Raw genomic sequence first — 19,416 nt, forward strand, 5'->3', positions numbered from 1 at the left:
TTACTCCGTTCCAGTCGGTTCGTCGAGCGCGGCGAGCAGGGCGGCGGTGTGCGCCTCGGCTCGGGTCATGCCAGCCCTGGCGGCGGGGGTGCCGCCGGGCAGGGCGTAGAGGTTGGGTCGTCCCGGTGTGGGGTTGTGCTCGCGAGCGATCCAGGTGCGCCAGTCGGCGGCCCACGCGGCGGCGGTGCGCGGGCTCCATGCCGCTCGGTGGGAGCGCCACTTCGTGTCGGCGGCCTGGAGCCCCTGCTCGCCGAGGCGGGTGAGGTGTCCCTGCTGCTGCGCCCAGGAGCGGCTCTCCTCGTCGATCTCCCAGTCCGCGGCGGAGGTGAGGTTGGCAGCACCCCTGCTGCTGTACCTACGGTTCACCTTCGGTTCACTACGGTTCTGGGGGTCAGAATCTGCCCCGGGGAGGGGTCGGGATCTGACCCGGGGAGGGGTCGGATTCTGACGAGAGGGGTCGGGATCTGACCCGGTCAGATTCTGGCCATGGGGGTCGGATTCCGACCCGGCCTTGGGCCAGATGCCGTGTTTGCGCAGCCGCTCGATGTCCAGCTCGGGCACCGGATCGGATTCGGCCAGGGGCTCGACGTACGTCTCGGGGTCGTCCTTCCGGGCCGCCGCGACCTTGGCCAGCCACGCAGCGGCGCGCGGCAGCCGGTAGACCGTGCTGTGCTGCGGGCCGTCGAGGTCGTCGAGGACTTCCAGTTCGCCGCTGTCGGCCAGCGCGACCAAGGCGCCTCGCACGGCGTTGCGGCTTGCGTTAGTGCGCTTCATCAGCGAAGTGAGGGACGCCCAGGCGACGCACTGCTCGTCGGGGATCCGGTCGGCGATCGACAGCAGGACCAGGCGCGCGTTTCCGCGGCTGGCGCTGTACTCCCACGCCCATTCGCGGGTATCCCGGCTCATCGGGGCACCGCCCAAACGGGGCGGGCGCCGGGGGTCGGCTCCGGCGCGAGGGCGCCGAGCGACCGGTGCGCAGTCAGTGAGCCAGGCGGCGAAGCGAGGACGGCTGCCGCGCGAGCCGGGGACACCGGCCCTTTGCGCAGGGCAGGCGGCATGTAAGACTCTCCTCCGTAGTGAAACCCGCGCCGGTGTGCCTCGTAGGAAAGGACCGGTGCGGTGAAGGTGGGTAAATCTCCGCCCTTGCCGGGGCAGGAGTACCAGTTGGCGTTCGGCGTCCCGGAGTTACCGCTCCATGGGCGCCGTCGCTGCTTTCGGGGCTATCTCACCTGGCTGGATCGTGCGTTCAGCAGATGGCTCCTAGCGTCGTTGCCGCCCGGCGGGGTGCCCGGCGAGGGACGACGAACATATGCAGGCTCTGCGGCAAGATCCAGACCTTGCTAAAGGACTCTCTACAAGTCGCGACGGAGGGCGGCGGTACCTGCGCCTATGGGTGGCAGCGGGCCGCGACGCGGGGCGGGTCATCATGTGCGGTCCTCGTGCCTAGGGGTATGGGGAACGCCACAGGGAGCGATGCGCTCTGCAGCCCCTCCCTGGCGTTGCAACACTTTGGTGTTGCCGTGGCTGGAACATACGCCAAAGTGATCCCCGCCTGTCAACACCATAGTGTTCCGTCTCGCGGGTTGGTCTCACATCAACACTGGAGTATCGTCAGGTCTTCAGGGTGTAGATGGAAGGAGCCGGGTGATGGTGGAGTCCAGCGGATCGGCGGAGGTGCCCTCGGGGTCGTCCGGCGGTCGGCAGCTGAGCCTCGCCGACAAGCTGAACCACCTCTTCGAAACGGTGAAGAACCCGGCGACGGGCAAGAGGTACACCAACGCGGAGGTATCTCGCGCGATCCGTGAGGCCGGCGAGGCGGACGGCCTCACTGTCTCGGAGAGCGCCATTTCGCAGCTACGCTCCGGAGCCAAGCCGAACCCGACCGTGAATACCGTCGAAGCGCTGGCGCGCCACTTCAATGTCACACCCCAATACTTCTTCCCTGACTTCGACGCCGAGGAGTCCGAGAAGATCCGGGCCTCCATGGAGCTGATCGCGGCCGTGGGGGACAGCAAGGTGCGAGGGCTCGCACTGCGAGCCAATGGACTCTCGGCCGACAGCCTCAAAATGATCACGACGGTAATTGAACAGGCACGTCGCCTAGAGGGTCTTGATAAGCCTGACAATCCCTCAGTAACGTGACCTCCCTCACCTGCTATCCCGTTTTGACGGATATGCCTTCAAGATCCTCTTGGTCGCTCGGCGAGGCTGTGTAAAGCTCCGCTTGGCCGCGGGGAATTCTCGTGCGCCGGTGAGTAAGAGTCGAGTAAGAACTGCGTACTGCGCTTACTCGGGGATCACAGCAAGGATCTCGTTCATGTTCAATCGGCGCTATGCGCGAAAAGAAGCGCAGCTGAGGCGACAGTGCGAGGAGCAATTGCGAGGAATCGAAATATCCGACCCCTACGCGGTGGATGAAGTATGCCGCCAGCTGGCGGTCAAGCGTGGGCGCCCGCTGCACCTCCACGAATTGCCCGACCTGGGAGGTGTCAACGCCCCGTGCGGTCTCATGATCTCCTTCGAAAGCGGAGATCACATATTTCATGTGACGGCGACAAGTGAGCGGCACCGCGCGCAAATAGTCCGCCACGAACTGGCGCACCTACTGCTCGGGCATGCAAGCGAGAACACGAGCGTCGTGGAGTCGCTCCTGTCGATCATGCCGCAGGGCGTCGACCCCTCGGCCGTACTCACAGCGCTCGGACGGACCAGCTACGACAGTGAGACCGAGTACGACGCCGAGATGGCCGCCTCGTCCCTCGGTGAGCTGTTCGAGGAACTGGCGCACTCCGGCCGAGAACCAGGGCGGCCAGGCGCCATGACGCGTCTTGACGACGCCCTCGTCCATCCCCGAAGGAACCGCCGCTCATGAACACTCCGACCCTCGTCGCCGGCTCCCTGTGGCTCGTGACCGTATGGCGTCTGCCGTCCATCCGTCACTCCCACAAGCAGCGGAGCCTTGCGCTGACGTTCGCGGCCCTGGCTGCGGCCATGACCTTCGAGGTGCCCGCCGTCAAAGCCGCTATCAGCGACAACGCCGGCGTCACCAGCCTTACTCCGCTGCTGAAACACCTGCTCGGCGTTACCTCCGCGGCCTTCCTCCTGGACTTCATCGTTGCTGTCGTCCGCCCGCAGGGCCTAGCCCGCCGCACCAGGCTGGCAGCGATCGCAGCCACGCTCCCCCTCATGGTCCTCTTCTATGCGCTGGCGAACTGGATGCCAGGTGGGCCAGTACGGGTCGGCGACGGTGAGCGCGCCATCTATCCGGTTCTCTACACGGCCGTCTTCACGCTCTACATCGGCATCGCCATGTTCGTCGCCACCTGGCTTTTCCTCAGCGGCGTCCGGCACAGCCGCACCCTCCTGGGCAGGGCCGGCCTCGGCCTCATGGGGCTCGGCACGCTGCTCGGCAGCCTCTATGCCCTGCAACGCGTCGGCTTCGTCACGCTGGACCTCGCCACCGGAGTCCGGTATCCGACGCTGGAGTACCAGATCTCCACCGCACTCAAGCAGCTGGCGATTCTGTCGATCGCGCTCGGCAGCTGCCTGCCACCGCTCTCCGTGGCTGTGGAGTACGTCAGATCCTGGATCGTTCTCAGGCGGCTCCAGCCTTTGTGGAAGCGCCTGACTGACGCTGCTCCCCACGTGGTGCTCTCCGCAACGGTTCCAAAGCAGCGTGTCGGCTTCCGACTTGAACGGTGCGTCATCGAAATCGAGGACGCATGCCTGGCGCTACGTGAATACGTGTCAGTTGATGTCCGCGAGCGGGCTCGCGCGCTCGCCTTCCAAAAAGGCGTAAGTGAGCAGGAAGTTGATGCTGTGACAGAAGCTGCCTGGCTGCGCGTGGCCGCTAGCGCCGCTCGAACAGGAAACCAACTTGAAGGTGTTGAGCACCCGCCCCTCGGCGTCACTGGAAGGGACCGGCCGAGTGAACTCGCGTGGCTCCACGCGGTATCCCGCGCCTACGCTTCTTCACCCGTCGTAACAGAATTCACCCGCCAGGAAGTCGCACTTGCCTCCTTGCCGGCAGGTGGACCGGAAAAGGACTCCTCCCATGACAACTGACGTGCACCCCGCGGAGTCTAAACTGGCACGCCGCATCACCGACTGGCTTGAGCCGAAAAACTGGATTATCGCCGTCACCCTCCTAATCGGCTGGCACACGGCGCAATGGACCGGCGTCGCCTGGGGAGCAGTCGGCGCACTCTTCGCCGCCATCATTCCCATCACCTTCATCAAGTACGGCATTAGGAAGGGCCACTGGGGCGATCGACACGTCGGGGCCAAGCCTGCACGGCTCGTCGTCATGGCCGTCATCCTGCTCTCCGTGGCCACCGGAATCCTCCTCATGGCAGCCGCAGGGGCCCCGCGGACGATGACCGCCCTCATCGTGTCGATGCTGGTCACCCTCGCGATCCTCGCCGTGATCACGTTCGTCTGGAAGATCTCCGTGCACCAGGCCGTCTCGGCAGGTGCCTGCGCGATGCTCGTACAGACCTACGGTGCGTGGATGGCCCTCGGGTTCCTCCTGGTCGTCATCGTCGGATGGTCTCGGGTCGAGCTGCGGGACCACACACGCAATCAGGTCATCGCCGGCACAATCCTCGGCACCATCGTGGCCGCGGCCGTGTTCCAGCTGGCACGCTGATCAGTCCGCCGTCGGCCTGACGGCGGGCGATCGGCGCCCGCTACTCTCGGCGCAGTGACCCAGCAACCGCTTCCCCGAGACCCTGCCGCACTGTGGCCTGCCGGTGTACTGGCGCTGGACGGCGACGGTATGGCTGCCCTTCTTCAGGTCGCCGGTCTCGTCCACGACCAGCACCGCGGCATCGTCGTGGAGATGCACGAGACGTATTCACGCACGTCACCGCGGACGGCGTTCGGCGTCCCAGACGGCCCGGCACAGCAGATAGCTGCATGCCGTGCGGGCCGGCCTCCCCGGCCCACTCCACGATGGTCCAGCAATTCTTGCGCGGCAGGTCCGACAGCAGGCCCAGCACCAACCGCCCGGCTCACAGACTGGGTTCGGCCCGGGCGAACCGGTCGCAATCCGTCCCATGACCACCTCGAACGCCTCCCGCCATCGGGCGGGATCTATGCTGTGACCTGCGGCCACCGTCTCATCGTCAGTCCACAGAACTCACGATGATCAACGGTGGCTGCACCCGTCTGCACCGGTCCCGGACCAAGTGCCCGGCCAAGAAAGCAGCTCATGATCGCCACTGTTCTTGCCGTTATCGGGACGCTCCTGGGATCGATTGTCACCGGCACGTTCCAACACCTGGCGGCTGGCCGCGCCGAGCGCGCAGCCGCCGCTGAGCAGTTGCGCCGCGACCGGCTCGACGCGGTGACCACACTCGCCTCCGCCGGATCCGACCACCGACGGGCCTTGTGGATGCGTGGGGAAGCTCGGCTGCGCGGCGTCAGCGACGTTGAGCTGGAAGAACTGCGAGCCAGGTCTCACATCACCCGCTCCGCCATCACCCGCCCCCTGGTTGCGCTGCGGCTCCTCGTGCCCGACCCGGCTGTCCACGCCACCGCACAGGCGATGGTTGTCGCCACCTACAACATGGTCGATGCCGCCACGAGCATCGAGGAGCTCACCGCAGCGCAGGACGCTGCACGGGCGGCACACGACCGCTTCATCGACGCTGCAGCTGCGTACTTCAGCGCCATCACCTGACAGGGCCTATGCCCCACGCCCTGAGGCGAGTCGCTCTATGCCGACGGCAGGCAGACACCAAGATCACGATCTACAGCTGGAGTATTGGTCGCGACTCCGTGATCTGGTACGGCGAATCTTCTCGCCTGGGGAGGCGACACCGCCCAGCGGGCGACGGGCCCGGCGAGTGCTCGACTCAGCGGCAACAGCGTCGCCTTGTTCCGCTGCCCCTCGCCGGAGGCGGGCGGGCTGGTGGGCATGATCGGGGTGATGATGCCGATGGTGGCCCGGTCGCAGAGAGGTTCGGACAGCAGGTCGGCGACGTGGCAGATGGCGGCGGGGGCCCTTGCAACACCGGTGACCTGGCAGGCGCCGAAGAGCAGGTCGCACGCGTACGGCAGATGTGCACCGCGAAGCTCGGCGCCGACCACCCCTACACGATCACCATCAGCTGCGACCTCGCCCGCGTCCTCACCGTCGCCGACCGGTCCGAGGAAGCCCATACCCTCGCCGCCCAGGTCCTCCCCACCGTGGTGCGCGTCCTCGGCGATGCCAACACACACCCAACGACTGCGCGAACTCGCAGCTACCCAGCGGAATTACGGTCCTGAAGCCCCAGCGCATGACCTGCGCCTTCCAGCGTGCCCGCACGCCTCTCGCGACCAGTGCCGGAGGGTGCCTGGGTCTTTTGCTTGTCCATAGTCACGAACGCGGGCAATCTGTACACGATGAACCACGACCTCGCCGCCGAGCTCCACCGCCGCGCCGAACAAGACCAAGCTGCACGGCGCCTCGCGGCCAAGACTCGTGACGGACGCGAGATGTGCCGGATCGACGCAGAAAACACCGCCTGGCTCAAGCAGGTAATCGCCGAACACGGCTGGCCAGGTGCCGCGTTAATGGGCGCGCAGGGAGCTGAGGAGGCATGGCTTCTTGCCCAACACGCCGATCTCGCGCCCGCCTTCCAGCGCCAGGCGCTCGAACTCCTGAAGGCTGCGGTCGCGGCCGGAGACGCCTCTCCACGCCAGCTCGCCTACCTCACCGACCGGGTCCTGGTCGCAGCTGGCGAACCCCAGGTGTACGGAACGCAGTACACCGACGACCCAGACGGCTCGAACCTGCGCCTGCAGCCCGTTGCCGACCCCGATCGGCTCGATGAACGCCGCGCCGCGATGGGTCTGGAACCAGCGGCGGACTACGACCAACGCATGCGCGGTCACTGACCGCCGTTGGGAAGTGGGTAGTGCGGGCGCAGGAGACCGGTGAAGTAGTGCGGTGTCAGCGTGCGTTTGACCGTCTGCAAGCGGGCGGCGAAGTCTCGCAGCCGCTCGTGGACGACAGCGGCGAGGGCGTCAGCTGTGTTTTCGTCGATGAATACGTGCTCGCCTGGGGTGTCGGTGAAGGAACGCCTCCGGGACCACGGGGGTTGCGGGTGGCGTAGGAGTACCCCGTCTCCCGGGGTACCTCGTCGGCCGTAGCGCCGAGGCGGAGCATGGCCGCTTCGACAGCGGGCGGCGGGACCGGGCGGCCGGTCACTGCGTCGTGCTCGGGATGCCGAGGACGTCGTACAGGTGCTGGCCGTGGGCCCATTTCTTCAGTTCGGGACGGCCCATGAGGATGAGGTCGTGGTGCGCGGCGAAGTCGATCGCAGGCTGAGTGAAGCCGTTGAGGCCGATCATGATCGGTACATCGGCTCCGTGGTGGAGGCGTGCCGTGCCGTTGAACTTCTGCACGTGCCCCGATCCGACGGGGTTCTGGTACTGCTTGCATTGCAAGATCAGGAGCCGATCGTCGTGGTCGCGGGCGGTGACGTCCACGCCGAGGTCTCCGGCGCCTCCCACCCGCCGTGTCCTGCGGAAGCCGTCACGGGCTAGGAGATCGGCGCACGCCTGCTCGAAGCCCGTCGCGGTCATCGCGGCGAGTTGCTTCATCTTGAAGGTCAACACATCCGGATCCACGGCTTCGCCCGGTGCGGCGGTGGACGCGTAGTCCTCGCCGTCACCGACGTAGGCGTACGTGCCGGCGCCGAACCGGAACGACAGCAGCCTCGTAACGAGGGTGAGTGTGGCCAGTGCGCCGACGGCGATGAAGCCGGTCCACCAGGGGTGATCGGCTATCAGCCCCCACAGGTCCACGGTGATCCACCGGCTGACGTCGTCCGTGAGCCACTCCCACACCATCTTGCCGATGGCCAGCGCAAGGACGGCGTACAACAGAAACTTCAGCAGCGGGTCGAGCGACCCGTCTTCATCGAACACCACACCTCCAAGACGTTGACGATGAGGGGCGTGTCAGGCGGCGCGCCTGAACCGGGCGCGGCGGGAGCGTGCGGACAGCCCGAGGAGCTCGTGCAGCGCGGTGCCGGTCTCCGCCCAGCGCCGGAGTCTGTTCCGGTCGACCCAGTGGACGCTGTGCCGGTCGCCCCAGGCCATGGCGTCACGGGTGAAGGTGCCGTTGGTGACGACGACGGCGTGGTCGGCGCGGTGGACCGGGCCAGCCGTCCCTTTCACCGCGTACATGACCGAGGACCCCACCTTCCCGCCGACGCGGGTGTGCTTGGCCTGGACGACGATCCGCCCAACGTGCGTGTGGTCACTGATGACGTCAGCGGCCTGATCGCCGCTGCCGCCCACGCGGCGTGCCGACCAGCCGTCGCGGACCAACAGGTCCCGCAACGCGTGCTCGAACTGCCGGTCGTCCATGGCGTCGAACTCGGCCAGGGTGATCCGCAGCGTGGCCAGCCGCTCGGCGGCACGCCGTCTACCGTGCACCGTGCGCGCGATCCGCCAGGCCCCGACGGCCCCCGCCAGCAGGACCAGGGCCAAGAGGAACGGCCAGGCGTCCTTGAGTGCTCCGACCGCCGCGGCGGCCATTTGGAACGTCAGGACCAGGGCGGCCAATGCCACGAGCGCGGCCGAGAGGACCTCGGGCGCGCCGTGCGGGCGGCGAAGGCGTAACCGCTTACGCCCCATCAGCGGGCGGCCGGAGTGGAGACGGCCGGCTGCGGTTGAGCGGGCGGCGTCGTGGAGCTCGCCTCGCTGAACCCGAAAACCTGCCCCCATAACCAGATGCCGGCCGCAAGGCCAGCGATCATCCAGCCGCTCATCCGCTTCCCGCTGCCCGGCTTCGGATTGCGGCGAATGTGGCCGCGTACGTAGTGGAAGCCGTTCGGCGCCTTCGACATGGTGTCCCCTCCCATATACGAGCCGCGGTCGCGGCCTGTCCCTCGAAAATGGTGTAGCAGCGGGCACTGACAGAAACTGATGGATCACGACGAGAGCGAGCCGGGGCAGGCCGTCATCAAGCCAGGCGCGCCACCCCGATCTGTCAGCCCACCAGGATGGAAGCCTGGGCTGCTGACCTCGGCGGATGAACCTTCCGACTCCTGAGCGGTCAGGAACGCCCCGCCCCGCCGAAGCGCTGCGAGGTTCACGACAGGGTGTCTCTCACCTGCGACGAACCGCCGCGGTCACCACCGGCGGTCCCGCGATGGTGAATGGCGAAATGCAGCAGGAGCGCACTCGTTGCTGTTCTGCGCCGGGGCCGCCCCCGGCCTGGGTTCTTCGCGGCCTTCTCTATCGCGCCGTTTCGTCTCAACGGCACCCAACGGAGCGGGACTTGCTGGACTCGATCTACCGGGATGACAAGGGCGGACGAGTCAGCCACGTCTTGATCAGCACGCCTGGCCTCTGGACCGGCTCGTAGGGAGCGATGGCCGCGGCGACCACGTCAGCGAGCTCATCGACGGTCCGCACAGCGTGCCGGGGTGGGGTGATCCAGATCTGCGGCTCGGCGTCCGGTCCGTCCTGGTTGGGGATCAGCTGCGCGTACAGGTGCCGTGTCCGCCGGGGCCATGCCTGTAGCCACACGTGTTTTCTCGGTCAAGTTCAGTGGGTTGAGCCGAGGTGTTTCTCTCCAGCGGCCGGCCGTGCGACGGCGCGCTGGACGTGTTGAAGGATGTTGACGGAGTCTGCGAGTGACGGCATGATGACCGACTGCGTGGCCTACGCCGAACCTCCCGCGACCGTCCCCAGCACGGTCTCCCATCGGAGGCAAAGGGACCAGCGTCTCAGGTCGTTTTCGCAGCCCGATCGCCTCGGGCGAGGTTGCTGGGGAGCCGTCGCTCAAGGCGTGGAAGGCCGCGATGACAGCCCGTAGGAACTTCAAGCACCAGGTGCGTGCCCGCGCCGCCAAGACCGGTGAGTCCTACACGTCCGCCCTCCGGCACTTCCGTCCGACTCCATCAGGAGACGTCATGTCGGAAGCAAGGAATCCCAAGAGCGTGCGGCTTGCCGTAGCGCAGACCCCCGTACGCGAAGACCCCCGAGACGTTGAAGCGCTGCGCGAAAGCGGGAGTGAGGTCCGTGCTCTGATGCGCGAGGCCGCTGCTCAGGGAGCGAGGATCGTGCACTTTCCGGAAGGCGCGATCTGCTTTCCCAGCAAGTTCGTCATGTCTGTCGACGGCCCGGACACGGTCGGCCCGGCGGACTGGGACCGGTGCCAGTGGCCGGTACTCCAATCGGAGTTGGCCGCGATCGCCGAGCAGGCCCGCGAGTTGCGGCTGTGGACGGTGATCGCATCGGTGCACCGCCTGACCGAGCCGAACCGCCCGCACAACAGCCTCTACGTCATCTCCGATCGCGGCGCCGTCGTCACGCGTTATGACGAGCGCCTGCTGTCGAAGACGAAGATCTCGTACATGTACTCGCCGGGCGACTCACCGGTGACCTTCGAGGTCGACGGTGTGCGCTTCGGCTGCCTGCTCGGCATGGAGATCCACTACCCGGAATTGTTCGCAGAATACGAGAAACTGGATGTCGACTGCGTCCTGTTCTCCACCAGCGGCACCCCGGGTAACACCGCCGCCCAAGCCCAAGGCCACGCCGCGGTCAACAGCTACTGGGTCAGCCTGTCAGGGCCGACACAGCACAGCGCCACCGCACCGTCCGGAATCGTCGCTCCCAACGGCGACTGGCTTGCGCGGTGCCCCGCGGACGACTCCCCATCGGTAGCCGTCGTGAACCTCGACGACAGTGCCGAGGCCGCCACATGGGCACTGACCTACGCGCGTCCCTGGCGTCGTGAGGCGCGCGCGGGCATCTACACCGACCACCAGGTGATCGACCCGCGCAGCGAAGACCGGACAGCGGCCTTCTAGCCCAGAAGCAGAATCCGAGGTGTTCGCGGCGCACGGGATGGCTCCCGGCGCCGCGAACACCTCGGTGAGAGCACACCGTCCGCGCCGTACCCGAACAACCCGACCTGCACCCAACGCCGAAAGGCCCGTGTCAGGCAACGGACCTCGCTGCTCCGCGCGTTCTTCGTCCGAGCAGCCGGGACAAGGACCCGCTCGCCGTTCTTAACACGCCAGCCACAAGGAACAGGGCAGCATGATCCGCCGCTACATCCTCTGGCGGAACAACCACGCCGCCGACGAACGACTACGCAAGGTCGTCGACAGGGCGAACGTTGCCTGAGGCGGCACTAGATCCGCCGCTGGGCTCGACGAGGCGTAGGCGGTCTTGGCGGCTCTCCCCGGGAGCCAGTCCGGTGAAGCCGAAGTGATCGCCAGATGTGGGGTCGGGCTAGCCTCTAGCCTGATGCGGTGAGCCATTATTCGATGTCAGCCAAGGATGTAGTCGCGCTTGTGGAGCGGCTCGACGCCCACGGCGTAGATGCGTGTGTTGGCGGCGGGTGGGGCGTGGATGCGCTGCTCGGGGAGCAGACGCGAGAACATTCCGACCTTGACGTATGGGCGCCGGCCGTACATCTTGAGCCGTTGTTCGTCGCGTTCGCGGAGCTTGGTGTTGACCGGATCTTCCCGTGGCCTGGTGACAGGCCGTGGAACTTCGTCTTGCACGACGGTGTTCGGTTGCGGGTCGACTTGCACCTCTACGAGCCGCTCGCGGACGGATCGCTGCACTACGGATCCGTGGTGGATGGCGGTGCTTTTCCGGCTGAGGCACTCGCCGGACATGGTTTGATTGCCGGGACTGCGGTGCGGTGCGAGTCGGCTGAGTGGGCGGTGCGCTGGCATACGGGATACCCGGCCCGTGATGTCGATCGCCACGATGTGCCGTTGCTGTGCCAGCGGTTCGGGATCACTGTGCCTGAAGGCTTCGAGCCGCTTGAGGAGCGTTTGCCTAAGCGTCCGGCATAGACGCAGGGTGACGTTTCTCAATCGGTGTCTCCTCGCACCCGACGCGGGAGGCTCAGGCTTCTAAGTTCCAGCAGAGGTCGGCCTGGTGCCGGGCCTCGCGCAGCACGGCGAGGAAGGGCAGCCAGGTGCAGGTCGCGCACCGATGCCTGACCTGCGCAGGGGTGACCCATCTGGCAGGCCCGCACTCCGAGTCCGGGGGTGGATTCACCGGCGGACCGGCGAGGCTGGTCTGCGCGGTGAACATCAGCGTGTACGACACTGGGAACAGGTACGGCCAGCACCTGCTCGCCCTTGGGGCTGTCGCGCAGCAGGAGCAGGAGCAGGAGCAGGTGCACGTCGACCGGAAGTGTGAACCGCCCAGCGGCGGCCTACTCGCTCACGCGGTGCCTCCCGGGCGGCGGGCCAGCAGCACCGTGAAGTCGACCTGCTCGGTCACCCGTCCGTTCTCATCGGCGTGTCCTTCGAGCAGGTGCAGCGCCTCCGCTTCGAACTCGGCGTGCCGCTCGGCGAACAGGTCGGCTCTGGCGAACGAGGTGGTGCGCAGATAGCCGATCACTTGCTGCGGCGTCCAGGCCCGGGGGAAGCGGAAGAGGTGCTGGCTGACGTCCCTGAAGGCGGAGTCGGCGAGGTCGTCCTCATAACGGCGGCTCGGCTCGGTGTAGGTGCCGCAGCTGCCGGCACGGCGGCCGGGCCCGAGATAGGACTGGATCAAGCCTTTCAACGCGCCTGTCCAGTCTGCTTCGTGGGTCCACAGGCTGCCGTCACCCATGAGTGCGAGCGTCGCGTGCGGGGCTGCGACCCGGTTGGCCATCGCCAGTACGGCGGGGCGGTTCATCCAGTGGAAGGCCCGGCAGCAGGTGATCAAGTCGGCCCGGTAGTGAGGCCGTTGAGGGTTGAACTGGTCGGCCGGGACTTCGTGGCAGGACAGGGTGCGGTTCCCCAATAGGGGGTGGAGGGTGATGGCGGCTTCACGGAGCTGGGCCCGGCTCGGGTCGACCAGATCCACGTAAGTGATATGGGGAAGCGCTGGGAGGAGAGCTGCGGCAACTTGCCCGGTGCCCGCTCCGAGGTCGAGCAGCGTCACGTCCGGTACGCCCTTCACGGCGTCGGCCAGTAGCCACGCAACCTGCTCGGGTACGCCCGGCCGGAAGCGGGCGTACCCGTCGGCCGCTGGCCCGAACAACAGGTCCTCGCCATCCGGATCCGGAGTGGGTGGGTGATCGGCGGGCGGGTTCACTGCAGGTCCCCTTTCACAGGGCGTTCGTCGCGGAGCGTCCAGCACAGCTCGACACGGCCGGATCCGGCGACCGCCCACTGCTTTCCGTCCGCAGAGAACTCGATCCGGTACGCGTCGGGTTCGCCGGCCACCCGCCACTGGTCCGCGATCTCTTCGATCTCGTGCCAGATGCTGCGAGGCCCGAACTCTGTGACTGAGCACGTGCCGTCACCATCCGGGCTCACGCGCACCCAGGAGCCGCACTCCGGAGCTCCTATCTGAAGGTGCTCGGCGCCGAAGTTGCATACCAGTCCGGGCCGAAGGTGATCGAGGGCCAGCCAGAATCCCCGCGCCTCTCGGGGTGGTGGCAGGCGGTGCCCGCGTACGATCACGCCTTCGGCTGTGGCCATCTGTTCGCGGAACGCGGCGGACAGGAAGAGGCGGCCCCAGCCCCACCCGGCGCGGTGCCCGAACTCGACCGCCCGCAGCTCTCCCGCGACGCGTCCCCGGGCGGTTTTCGTGATCACGGCAAGTCCCGGCCACGAGGGCGAGCTGGTGCCGACCGTCGCCAGCGATAACCCCTGCGGCGCGAGCTGTTCCACCAGCGCCGGTGGCACCCGGGGCACGGCGAAGGAGACGAACACCCGGTCGTACGGCGCCCGGTCGGGCCAGCCCGCCTTTCCATCTCCCGTGATCACGGTGGGCCGGTAGTCGAGGTCGGCGAGGTGCGCGGCGGCGGCCGAGGTGACGTGTTCGTCGCGGTCGATGGTGACGACCCCGGCGTCGCCGCTGACGAAGCAGGCCACCGCAGCGGTCACGGCGGCGCCCGTGCCGACATCCAGCACCCGCTGTCCAGGCTCCAGATCCAGCTCCTGCAGGAGCTCGGCGGTCATCCCCATCACACTCGACATGGACGTCATCGCCCCGCCCGAGCGCGTGCCACGCGCCCGGCCCAGCAGTGGTTCACCGTCATGCTGGATGGCGACGCTGTCCCCGCTGTAGAGCACGTGCAACAGCTCGTCCCGGTCCTCGCGCACCGACCAGTCCAGCAGATCCCAGCGTGGTGGGGCCTCGTCCGGTGCGCTGCGTCGCACGTACGCCTGCGGCATCAGTACCTGGCGGTCCAGCGCCAGAAGTGCCTCGGACACCGGGCCCGGGGGTAGATGCCCGGCCTTGTGGAAGCGGGCGACCATGGCCGCACGGGCTCTCGCCGCGTCGGTGTCGTCCATGGCTGCGATGGTGGGGGAGACGGGTGGGGCGGGTTCGGGCATGGTGGCGATCTCCTCAAGAAGGCGAGGGGAAAGGGGCAAGGGTCAGGCCCAGCCGAGTTCGGTGTAGAGGCGTCCGCTCCGGATGCCGTCGATGGCGGCCCGGGTGTAGGCGACGGTGGGCTCCGGCAGGGCGTCGGCGGGCCACCAGCCCCAGCTGACGCACTTGTCCGGCTCGAGGACCTGGGGTTCGCCTTGCCATCGGTGGGCTCGGAAGACCAGCTGGAGGCGCGGCTGTGCGCCGGGGGAGTCGACGAGGTGGACGGCGTGCACGAGTTCGACGTCCACAGCCTTGATCACCAACCCGGCCTCCTCCCAAGCCTCCCGGATCAGGCAGGCGATGGCGGATTCCCGTTCGCAGTGACCGGCCAGGAAGTGGTGCTCCAGGGGCGCGTAGGCGGAGTCGGGATGCCGCAACCCGAGCAGGATCTCGCCGTCCCGTTCCAGGTACAGATGGACGCCGATAACGTTCGGCACCGTCTTCGTGTCGGCATCGCGTAGGCGCAGCACCGGCAACGCGTCGGCGGCATCACCGTCTGGGCGTCGACCCTCCTGGTGGTGGCGGATGACGGCTGTGGTGCCGGGGTCCATGGTCAGATACGGGATCTGCTCGGCATCGGTGAAGCGCAGCATGATCCCCTCGGTGAGGGGCAGCAGGGCGGGGTCGCCGTCCCACGTCCCGGTGTACACCTGGACCCGGCTGGTGGTCCGGTCGTCGGCGTCGATGTCCTCGACGACGGCGAGCGGGACGAGGTCGGGGATGTGCAGGCCGGCCTCTTCCATCAGTTCGCGGGCGATCGTGTCGTCGAGGCTTTCGCCGGGTTCGGGATGGCCTCCGGGCAGGGACCACTGTCCGGCGCTGCAGATGTTTTTGTTCGCGTCCCGCAGATGCAGCAGGTAGCGGCCGTCCGCGCTGACGAGCAGCGCCGCCGTGGTCGTGGTAACGGCTGGTGCGGTCACGGAATCCTCCATCCGTACGGCGGGCAAGTGGTGGGGTCGTCGCGCCCCGGGGCCGGGGCGCGACGTAGTTGGGTCAGCGGTCGGTGGACAGGGCCAGAAGTTCGGCGAACAGGCCACCGCCGTAAGCGAGTTCGTCGTACGTCCCGTGTTCGGCGATCCGGCCGTGCTCCATCACGATGATCCGGTCGGCGATCTTGGTATTGACCAGCTGGTGGGTCACCACGATCGTGATCCGGCCGGCAGCGATGGTCTTGATCTCTTCCAGGATGGCGTGCTCGCCGCGGGCATCCATCTGGCTGGTAGGCTCGTCCAGGATCAGCAGGCTTGACCTGCGATACAGGGCCCGCGCGCATGCCAGGCGCTGCCACTGCCCACCGGAGAGTTCCGTCCCGCCCCACAGCTCCCGGGCCAGCAGCGTGTCCAGGCCGTCGGGGAGTTCCTCGACGGCGTCCCGCAGCCCGACCTCCTCCAAGGCCCGCCACACCAGGTCGTCGCCCGCCTCGCGGGGCTGGCCGAGGGTGACGTTGTCGCGGACGGACAGAGGCCAGTGCGCGAAGTTCTGCGGCACCAGCCCGGACAGGTCCCACAGGCTGTCGGGGTCGAGGTCGGCGACGTCGCGGCCGTTCCAGGAGACCATGCCCTTGTCGGCCAGGAAGATGGCGGCGAGCAGCCGGGTAAGGGTGGACTTCCCCGAGCCGTTCTCGCCGACCACGGCGAGGATTTCGCCGCTGCGCACCGCCAGCGACACTCCCGCCACGGCCGGAGTCTCCTTGCCCGGATACCGGTACACGACCTCGTCGAGGCGGATCTCCTCCACCGGCCGACTCGGCGTGAACTCGCCCCGGTTGGGCGCGCGTTCGGCGGCGTAGTCGAGAAAGCCGCCCATGTCCGCGAGGTAGAGGGAGGTGTGGAACATGGCTGCGCCGTAGATGACGAGCTGACTGAGGGCGGCGAGCGCGGTCTGCACCGCGATGACCGCGGTCGCGGCGATCGACGGCTCGATCCGCCCGCTGGCCGCCAGCCAGGCGAGACCCGCCCAGGTGGCGACGAGGAAGATGCCGCCGATCGCCGAACTGACCAGCACGATCCGCAACATCTTCGGCGCCGCGGCGAGGGTGCGCGCGTCGATCCGCTCCGAGATCGACCGGTACCAGAACACCAGGTACGAGGTCATGCCGTTGGCGCGGATCTCATCGGTGAACTTCACGCTGGTCGCCCAGCCGCGCAGGTTCTGCCGAACATTGCGGTCGCCCACGTTGGCGTAGTGCGTCTCGTAGCTGACACGGGCGTGCAGGACGGCGCCCACGCCGGCGGGGACGACGGCGAGCAGCAACAGCGGCAGCAACAGCGGGTGCAGCACCGACAGCACCCCGCTCGCGCTGACCATACGTACGACAGCGGCGGTGAACCGGGTGGCGTCCTGCACCATCACGTGGCTGCGGACCACCCCCATCTCCGCCGCCTCTTGCCGGTCCGCGCAGCCGTCCTCCGCCCGCGCGGCGGCCTCCATCCGGCACACCGCCGCCACCAGGGCGCAGTCGGACTCGGTCGTCAACCGCGGGGTGATCCGGCCGTCCGCGTACGAGGACAGGGCGGTCGCCACCCGCCCTGCCGCTGAGGCGCAGGCGAGGACCAGCAGGGCCGGCAGCGCCTGGTGGAGCCGGTCGGCCACCTCGCCGTCGGCGAGGATCCAGTGCATCGCGCGGGATGTGGCGGTGAGCAGTACGGCGGCGCTCACGCCGATGGCCAGCTGGCAGCCCGCCAGCAGCAGCACCGCCGACCGGTCGATCGCCCACGCCATCCGTGCGGTCTGCGCCAGCACTGACGGAAGCCGCCTGCACATCTGCGCGAACGATGCGTCTGTCAGGGGGTTCTTGGCGTACCGGCCGCCGTAGCGCAGCTCGGCGGGCGGCGGAGGCGGCAATCGGCGCGACGCCGCGCCGTCAGACGCCTGAGATGTGGGCTCGGCGCTCACCAGCTACCTCCCCTCGCCCTGTCGGTAAACCGGAAGGCGAACGCAAACGGCCATAGGGCCGCTCGGAGATCGTTCGGGGGAGCCTGAACTACAGGCAACTGGGCACCTCCGGCGCCGACTTGGGGGATAGCTGATGACGACCGGAACAACGACGCGACGTCCGGCTTCGAACGCACGTTTTGAGTCATATCCCAGCCGCCTAATCTCGTGGCCCGCACGTCACCGGCCGCTGATTCAGGCGGTCCCACCAGATGGCGACCGTGGCCGAAATGCCGACGGCCGATGCGCATGTGGACCATGGGCTGGATGGAAGACGTCGCAGCTGTCCGCTGCCGCCGTTGTGCTCAAGGTTCCAGCAGGCAACGCGGAGTTCAGTGTCGTCGCAGGTCAACGGATCTCCCTCTTCGGGTTCGAGCAGCGAGTCGTTATATCTGTGGTCCGGTTGAGCCCTGGTCGCCGCGGCGCCTGGCGCCGCCTGCCTGTGTGCCTCGGCAGGAGATGCCGTGCGCTCGCTCCAGCTGGCGCAGCAGCTCCTGCAACTGGCTGACCAGCACCAGCAGATGTTCGTATGCCAGGTCTGCCCGCGGCCGAGCGGCGGCGCGGCGCTCGGTCCGCTCGATGAGCTCGTGCAGGTCGGACCGTTCCTTTTCATCGAGCGTTGCGGCGAGGGCCAGGGCGTGAGGAATGAGGGCGGGGGCGAGCTCCTCCAGCGTGGTGAGCGTGTCGGCGACGGCACGTGGGGCGGAGACGATGCCCCGGTTTGCAATGCTGTCCAGCTCCCGCCGCGCCCCGACCACAAACGCGGACACATCTGTTTCGGCCGTACGTACGGCGGGAGTGGTACTCGTCATGGAGGTGCTCCGTGTCGGCTGAGTAGGAGAGGAAGGGAAGGCGCTCGGGAGTCAGGCGGCTGTGCTGGTGGGGAGGAAGAGCGAGGTTTTGGCGGCGAGCCGTTCGGACCACTGGACGGGAGGGGCACCGAGCTCGGTTTCGGCCAGGCGCTGGCGCTGTACTTCACCGGTTCCGGCGGGCGAGTAGGTGTGCTGGACGTCCCGCCATAGCCGCTGGAGGGCGTAGTCCGTGCGCAAGGCGTGGGCGCCGTGCAGTTCCATGGCGTCCTGGCCCGATTGAACGGCCCATTTATGGTTGAGGTACTTGGAGTTGATGAGCCGGTCATCGCAGCTGCGGCCGGAGTCGAGCATGCGTACGGCGAGGTAGGCGAGCTCGCGGCTGGCCATCAGCCGGGACTTCATGTCGCCGACCCGGTCGCGCAGGACGGGAAGGTCGGCGAGGGTGCCGTTGTAGCGGCGGCGCCCCTCAAGGAAGTCGGTCACGCATTCCACGATCGCTTCGTGGATGCCGAGGGACACCGCGGCGAGGTTGGGCCGGCCATAGAGGATGCTGCTGCTGTAGGCGATGTCTTTGCCGTCGCCTACGCCGCCGATCACGTTGGCCTCGGGTATTCGTACGCCGTCGAAAGTGAGCTTGCCGAAGCTGAAGCCGTGCAGGCCGAGGGCGGACCGGTGCGGTTCGACGGTCAGTCCGTCGCGGTCGTGTTCGACGAGGAAGGCAGTCAGGGCGCGGGAGCCGGCCGTGTCGGCGGAGTCGGTGCGGGCCACGACGCAGTGGACGTGGGCGATGTGACTGTTGCCGATATGGACCTTGCTGCCGTCGATGATCCAGTCGCTGCCCTCGCGGCGGGCGGTGGTCTCCATGCCGAGCACGTGGCTGCCGGTCTCTTCTTCGGTCACCGCGATCGACAGCAGCGTGTCCCCGGAGGCGACCTGGGGCAGCAGCAGGGCCTTCTGCTCGTCGCTGCCGAAGTGGATGATCATCGATACGGGCAGCTGGCTCGCCTGCAGGATGGCGCCGGCCGCGCCCGAGGCCCGCGCCATTCTCTGGATCATGAGGGTTTTGGCGAGATGTCCCGCATGCATACCGCCGTACTGGCGGGGGATCGTGGCGCCGAACCATCCCTGCTCGGCCATGAGCAGGGCCAGGTCGCGTTCCACGGCGTGAGGGGAGGACTCCATGCGCTGGACTCGGGGGGTGACTTCGGCGTTTGCGAACTCGTCGAAGTGCTGGACCAGGGCTTCGTAGTCGGGCGTGAGATCCGGAGTCGTGGACGACATCGTGGGCATCGTTGTCTCCCCCTGGGGGTGGTGGTCGCGGGTG

General features: G+C 67.7%; 20 protein-coding genes and 2 pseudogenes. 10 read left to right on the top strand and 12 right to left on the bottom strand.

Features of this window, described 5'->3' with window-relative positions; all coding sequences use genetic code 11:
* A complete protein-coding gene (locus QF032_RS32095; protein ID WP_133911487.1) occupies positions 1-906 on the bottom strand; it encodes a helix-turn-helix domain-containing protein in 906 nt (301 codons plus the stop codon).
* A 741-nt stretch (positions 907-1,647) separates the two neighbouring features.
* Here QF032_RS32095 and QF032_RS32100 point away from each other — a divergent pair.
* The 4 genes from QF032_RS32100 (at position 1,648) to QF032_RS32115 (ending at position 4,648) form a co-directional block, all read left to right on the top strand.
* A complete protein-coding gene (locus tag QF032_RS32100; RefSeq protein ID WP_054243520.1) occupies positions 1,648-2,142 on the top strand; it encodes a helix-turn-helix domain-containing protein in 495 nt (164 codons plus the stop codon).
* Between the two features lie 403 nt (positions 2,143-2,545).
* A complete protein-coding gene (locus tag QF032_RS32105) occupies positions 2,546-2,872 on the top strand; it encodes a hypothetical protein (RefSeq protein ID WP_260859550.1) in 327 nt (108 codons plus the stop codon).
* Positions 2,869-4,065, top strand: a complete 1,197-nt coding sequence (locus QF032_RS32110) for an MAB_1171c family putative transporter (protein ID WP_307058701.1) — start codon at positions 2,869-2,871, stop codon at positions 4,063-4,065. Before QF032_RS32105 ends, QF032_RS32110 begins: the two co-directional genes overlap by 4 nt.
* A gap of 1 nt (position 4,066) precedes the next feature.
* Positions 4,067-4,648 carry a hypothetical protein gene (locus QF032_RS32115; RefSeq protein ID WP_082412973.1) on the top strand — a complete coding sequence of 194 codons (582 nt, stop codon included), beginning with the start codon at positions 4,067-4,069 and terminating at the stop codon, positions 4,646-4,648.
* A gap of 89 nt (positions 4,649-4,737) precedes the next feature.
* Here the strand turns inward: QF032_RS32115 and QF032_RS40935 are convergent.
* Positions 4,738-5,059: pseudogene (locus tag QF032_RS40935) on the bottom strand (transposase); the annotation flags it as partial.
* A gap of 153 nt (positions 5,060-5,212) precedes the next feature.
* Here QF032_RS40935 and QF032_RS32125 point away from each other — a divergent pair.
* The 3 genes from QF032_RS32125 (at position 5,213) to QF032_RS32135 (ending at position 6,885) form a co-directional block, all read left to right on the top strand.
* Positions 5,213-5,683 carry a hypothetical protein gene (locus tag QF032_RS32125; protein ID WP_133911489.1) on the top strand — a complete coding sequence of 157 codons (471 nt, stop codon included), beginning with the start codon at positions 5,213-5,215 and terminating at the stop codon, positions 5,681-5,683.
* Positions 5,684-5,691: 8 nt separating this feature from the next.
* Positions 5,692-6,273 carry a tetratricopeptide repeat protein gene (locus QF032_RS40720; RefSeq protein ID WP_373430407.1) on the top strand — a complete coding sequence of 194 codons (582 nt, stop codon included), beginning with the start codon at positions 5,692-5,694 and terminating at the stop codon, positions 6,271-6,273.
* Between the two features lie 117 nt (positions 6,274-6,390).
* A complete protein-coding gene (locus QF032_RS32135; protein ID WP_307058707.1) occupies positions 6,391-6,885 on the top strand; it encodes a DUF6624 domain-containing protein in 495 nt (164 codons plus the stop codon).
* Between the two features lie 309 nt (positions 6,886-7,194).
* Here QF032_RS32135 and QF032_RS32140 read toward each other — a convergent pair whose 3' ends face one another.
* From QF032_RS32140 to QF032_RS32150, 3 genes are read right to left on the bottom strand one after another with little or no spacing between them, the layout of a single operon-like run.
* A complete protein-coding gene (locus tag QF032_RS32140; RefSeq protein WP_133911493.1) occupies positions 7,195-7,920 on the bottom strand; it encodes a restriction endonuclease in 726 nt (241 codons plus the stop codon).
* A 33-nt stretch (positions 7,921-7,953) separates the two neighbouring features.
* Positions 7,954-8,634, bottom strand: coding sequence for a restriction endonuclease (locus QF032_RS32145; RefSeq protein WP_307058711.1), 681 nt, complete (start codon positions 8,632-8,634; stop codon positions 7,954-7,956).
* Entirely contained in the window at positions 8,634-8,846 is a 213-nt protein-coding gene (locus tag QF032_RS32150) for a hypothetical protein (protein WP_307058712.1), read from the bottom strand. Before QF032_RS32150 ends, QF032_RS32145 begins: the two co-directional genes overlap by 1 nt.
* A gap of 1,071 nt (positions 8,847-9,917) precedes the next feature.
* Here QF032_RS32150 and QF032_RS32155 point away from each other — a divergent pair.
* From QF032_RS32155 to QF032_RS32160, 3 genes and pseudogenes are all read left to right on the top strand, one after another.
* Positions 9,918-10,820, top strand: a complete 903-nt coding sequence (locus QF032_RS32155; RefSeq protein WP_307058714.1) for a carbon-nitrogen hydrolase family protein — start codon at positions 9,918-9,920, stop codon at positions 10,818-10,820.
* A gap of 205 nt (positions 10,821-11,025) precedes the next feature.
* Positions 11,026-11,139: pseudogene (locus QF032_RS40725) on the top strand (transposase); the annotation flags it as partial.
* A gap of 128 nt (positions 11,140-11,267) precedes the next feature.
* Complete coding sequence (locus QF032_RS32160) at positions 11,268-11,822, top strand: nucleotidyltransferase domain-containing protein (protein WP_307058716.1); 555 nt, start codon at positions 11,268-11,270, stop codon at positions 11,820-11,822.
* 52 nt (positions 11,823-11,874) lie between these two features.
* Here the strand turns inward: QF032_RS32160 and QF032_RS32165 are convergent, their stop codons facing one another.
* From QF032_RS32165 to QF032_RS32195, 7 genes are all read right to left on the bottom strand, one after another.
* A complete protein-coding gene (locus QF032_RS32165; RefSeq protein ID WP_307058718.1) occupies positions 11,875-12,081 on the bottom strand; it encodes a hypothetical protein in 207 nt (68 codons plus the stop codon).
* Between the two features lie 117 nt (positions 12,082-12,198).
* Positions 12,199-13,059: a class I SAM-dependent methyltransferase gene (locus QF032_RS32170; protein WP_307058720.1), complete on the bottom strand. Its 861-nt coding sequence runs from the start codon at positions 13,057-13,059 to the stop codon at positions 12,199-12,201.
* Positions 13,056-14,309, bottom strand: a complete 1,254-nt coding sequence (locus QF032_RS32175) for a protein-L-isoaspartate O-methyltransferase family protein (protein WP_307058722.1) — start codon at positions 14,307-14,309, stop codon at positions 13,056-13,058. Before QF032_RS32175 ends, QF032_RS32170 begins: the two co-directional genes overlap by 4 nt.
* A 42-nt stretch (positions 14,310-14,351) precedes the next feature.
* Positions 14,352-15,266, bottom strand: a complete 915-nt coding sequence (locus QF032_RS32180; protein ID WP_307058724.1) for an NUDIX hydrolase — start codon at positions 15,264-15,266, stop codon at positions 14,352-14,354.
* Positions 15,267-15,339: 73 nt separating this feature from the next.
* On the bottom strand, positions 15,340-17,241 hold the full coding sequence (locus tag QF032_RS32185; protein WP_307058726.1) for an ABC transporter ATP-binding protein: 1,902 nt from the start codon (positions 17,239-17,241) through the stop codon (positions 15,340-15,342).
* A gap of 425 nt (positions 17,242-17,666) precedes the next feature.
* Positions 17,667-18,092 carry a hypothetical protein gene (locus QF032_RS32190; RefSeq protein ID WP_185006882.1) on the bottom strand — a complete coding sequence of 142 codons (426 nt, stop codon included), beginning with the start codon at positions 18,090-18,092 and terminating at the stop codon, positions 17,667-17,669.
* A 51-nt stretch (positions 18,093-18,143) separates the two neighbouring features.
* On the bottom strand, positions 18,144-19,382 hold the full coding sequence (locus QF032_RS32195) for an acyl-CoA dehydrogenase family protein (RefSeq protein ID WP_307058728.1): 1,239 nt from the start codon (positions 19,380-19,382) through the stop codon (positions 18,144-18,146).
* Positions 19,383-19,416 lie beyond the last annotated feature (34 nt).

Origin of the sequence: Streptomyces achromogenes, from assembly GCF_030816715.1 — a bacterium.
Taxonomy (GTDB): Bacteria; Actinomycetota; Actinomycetes; order Streptomycetales; family Streptomycetaceae; genus Streptomyces; species Streptomyces achromogenes_A.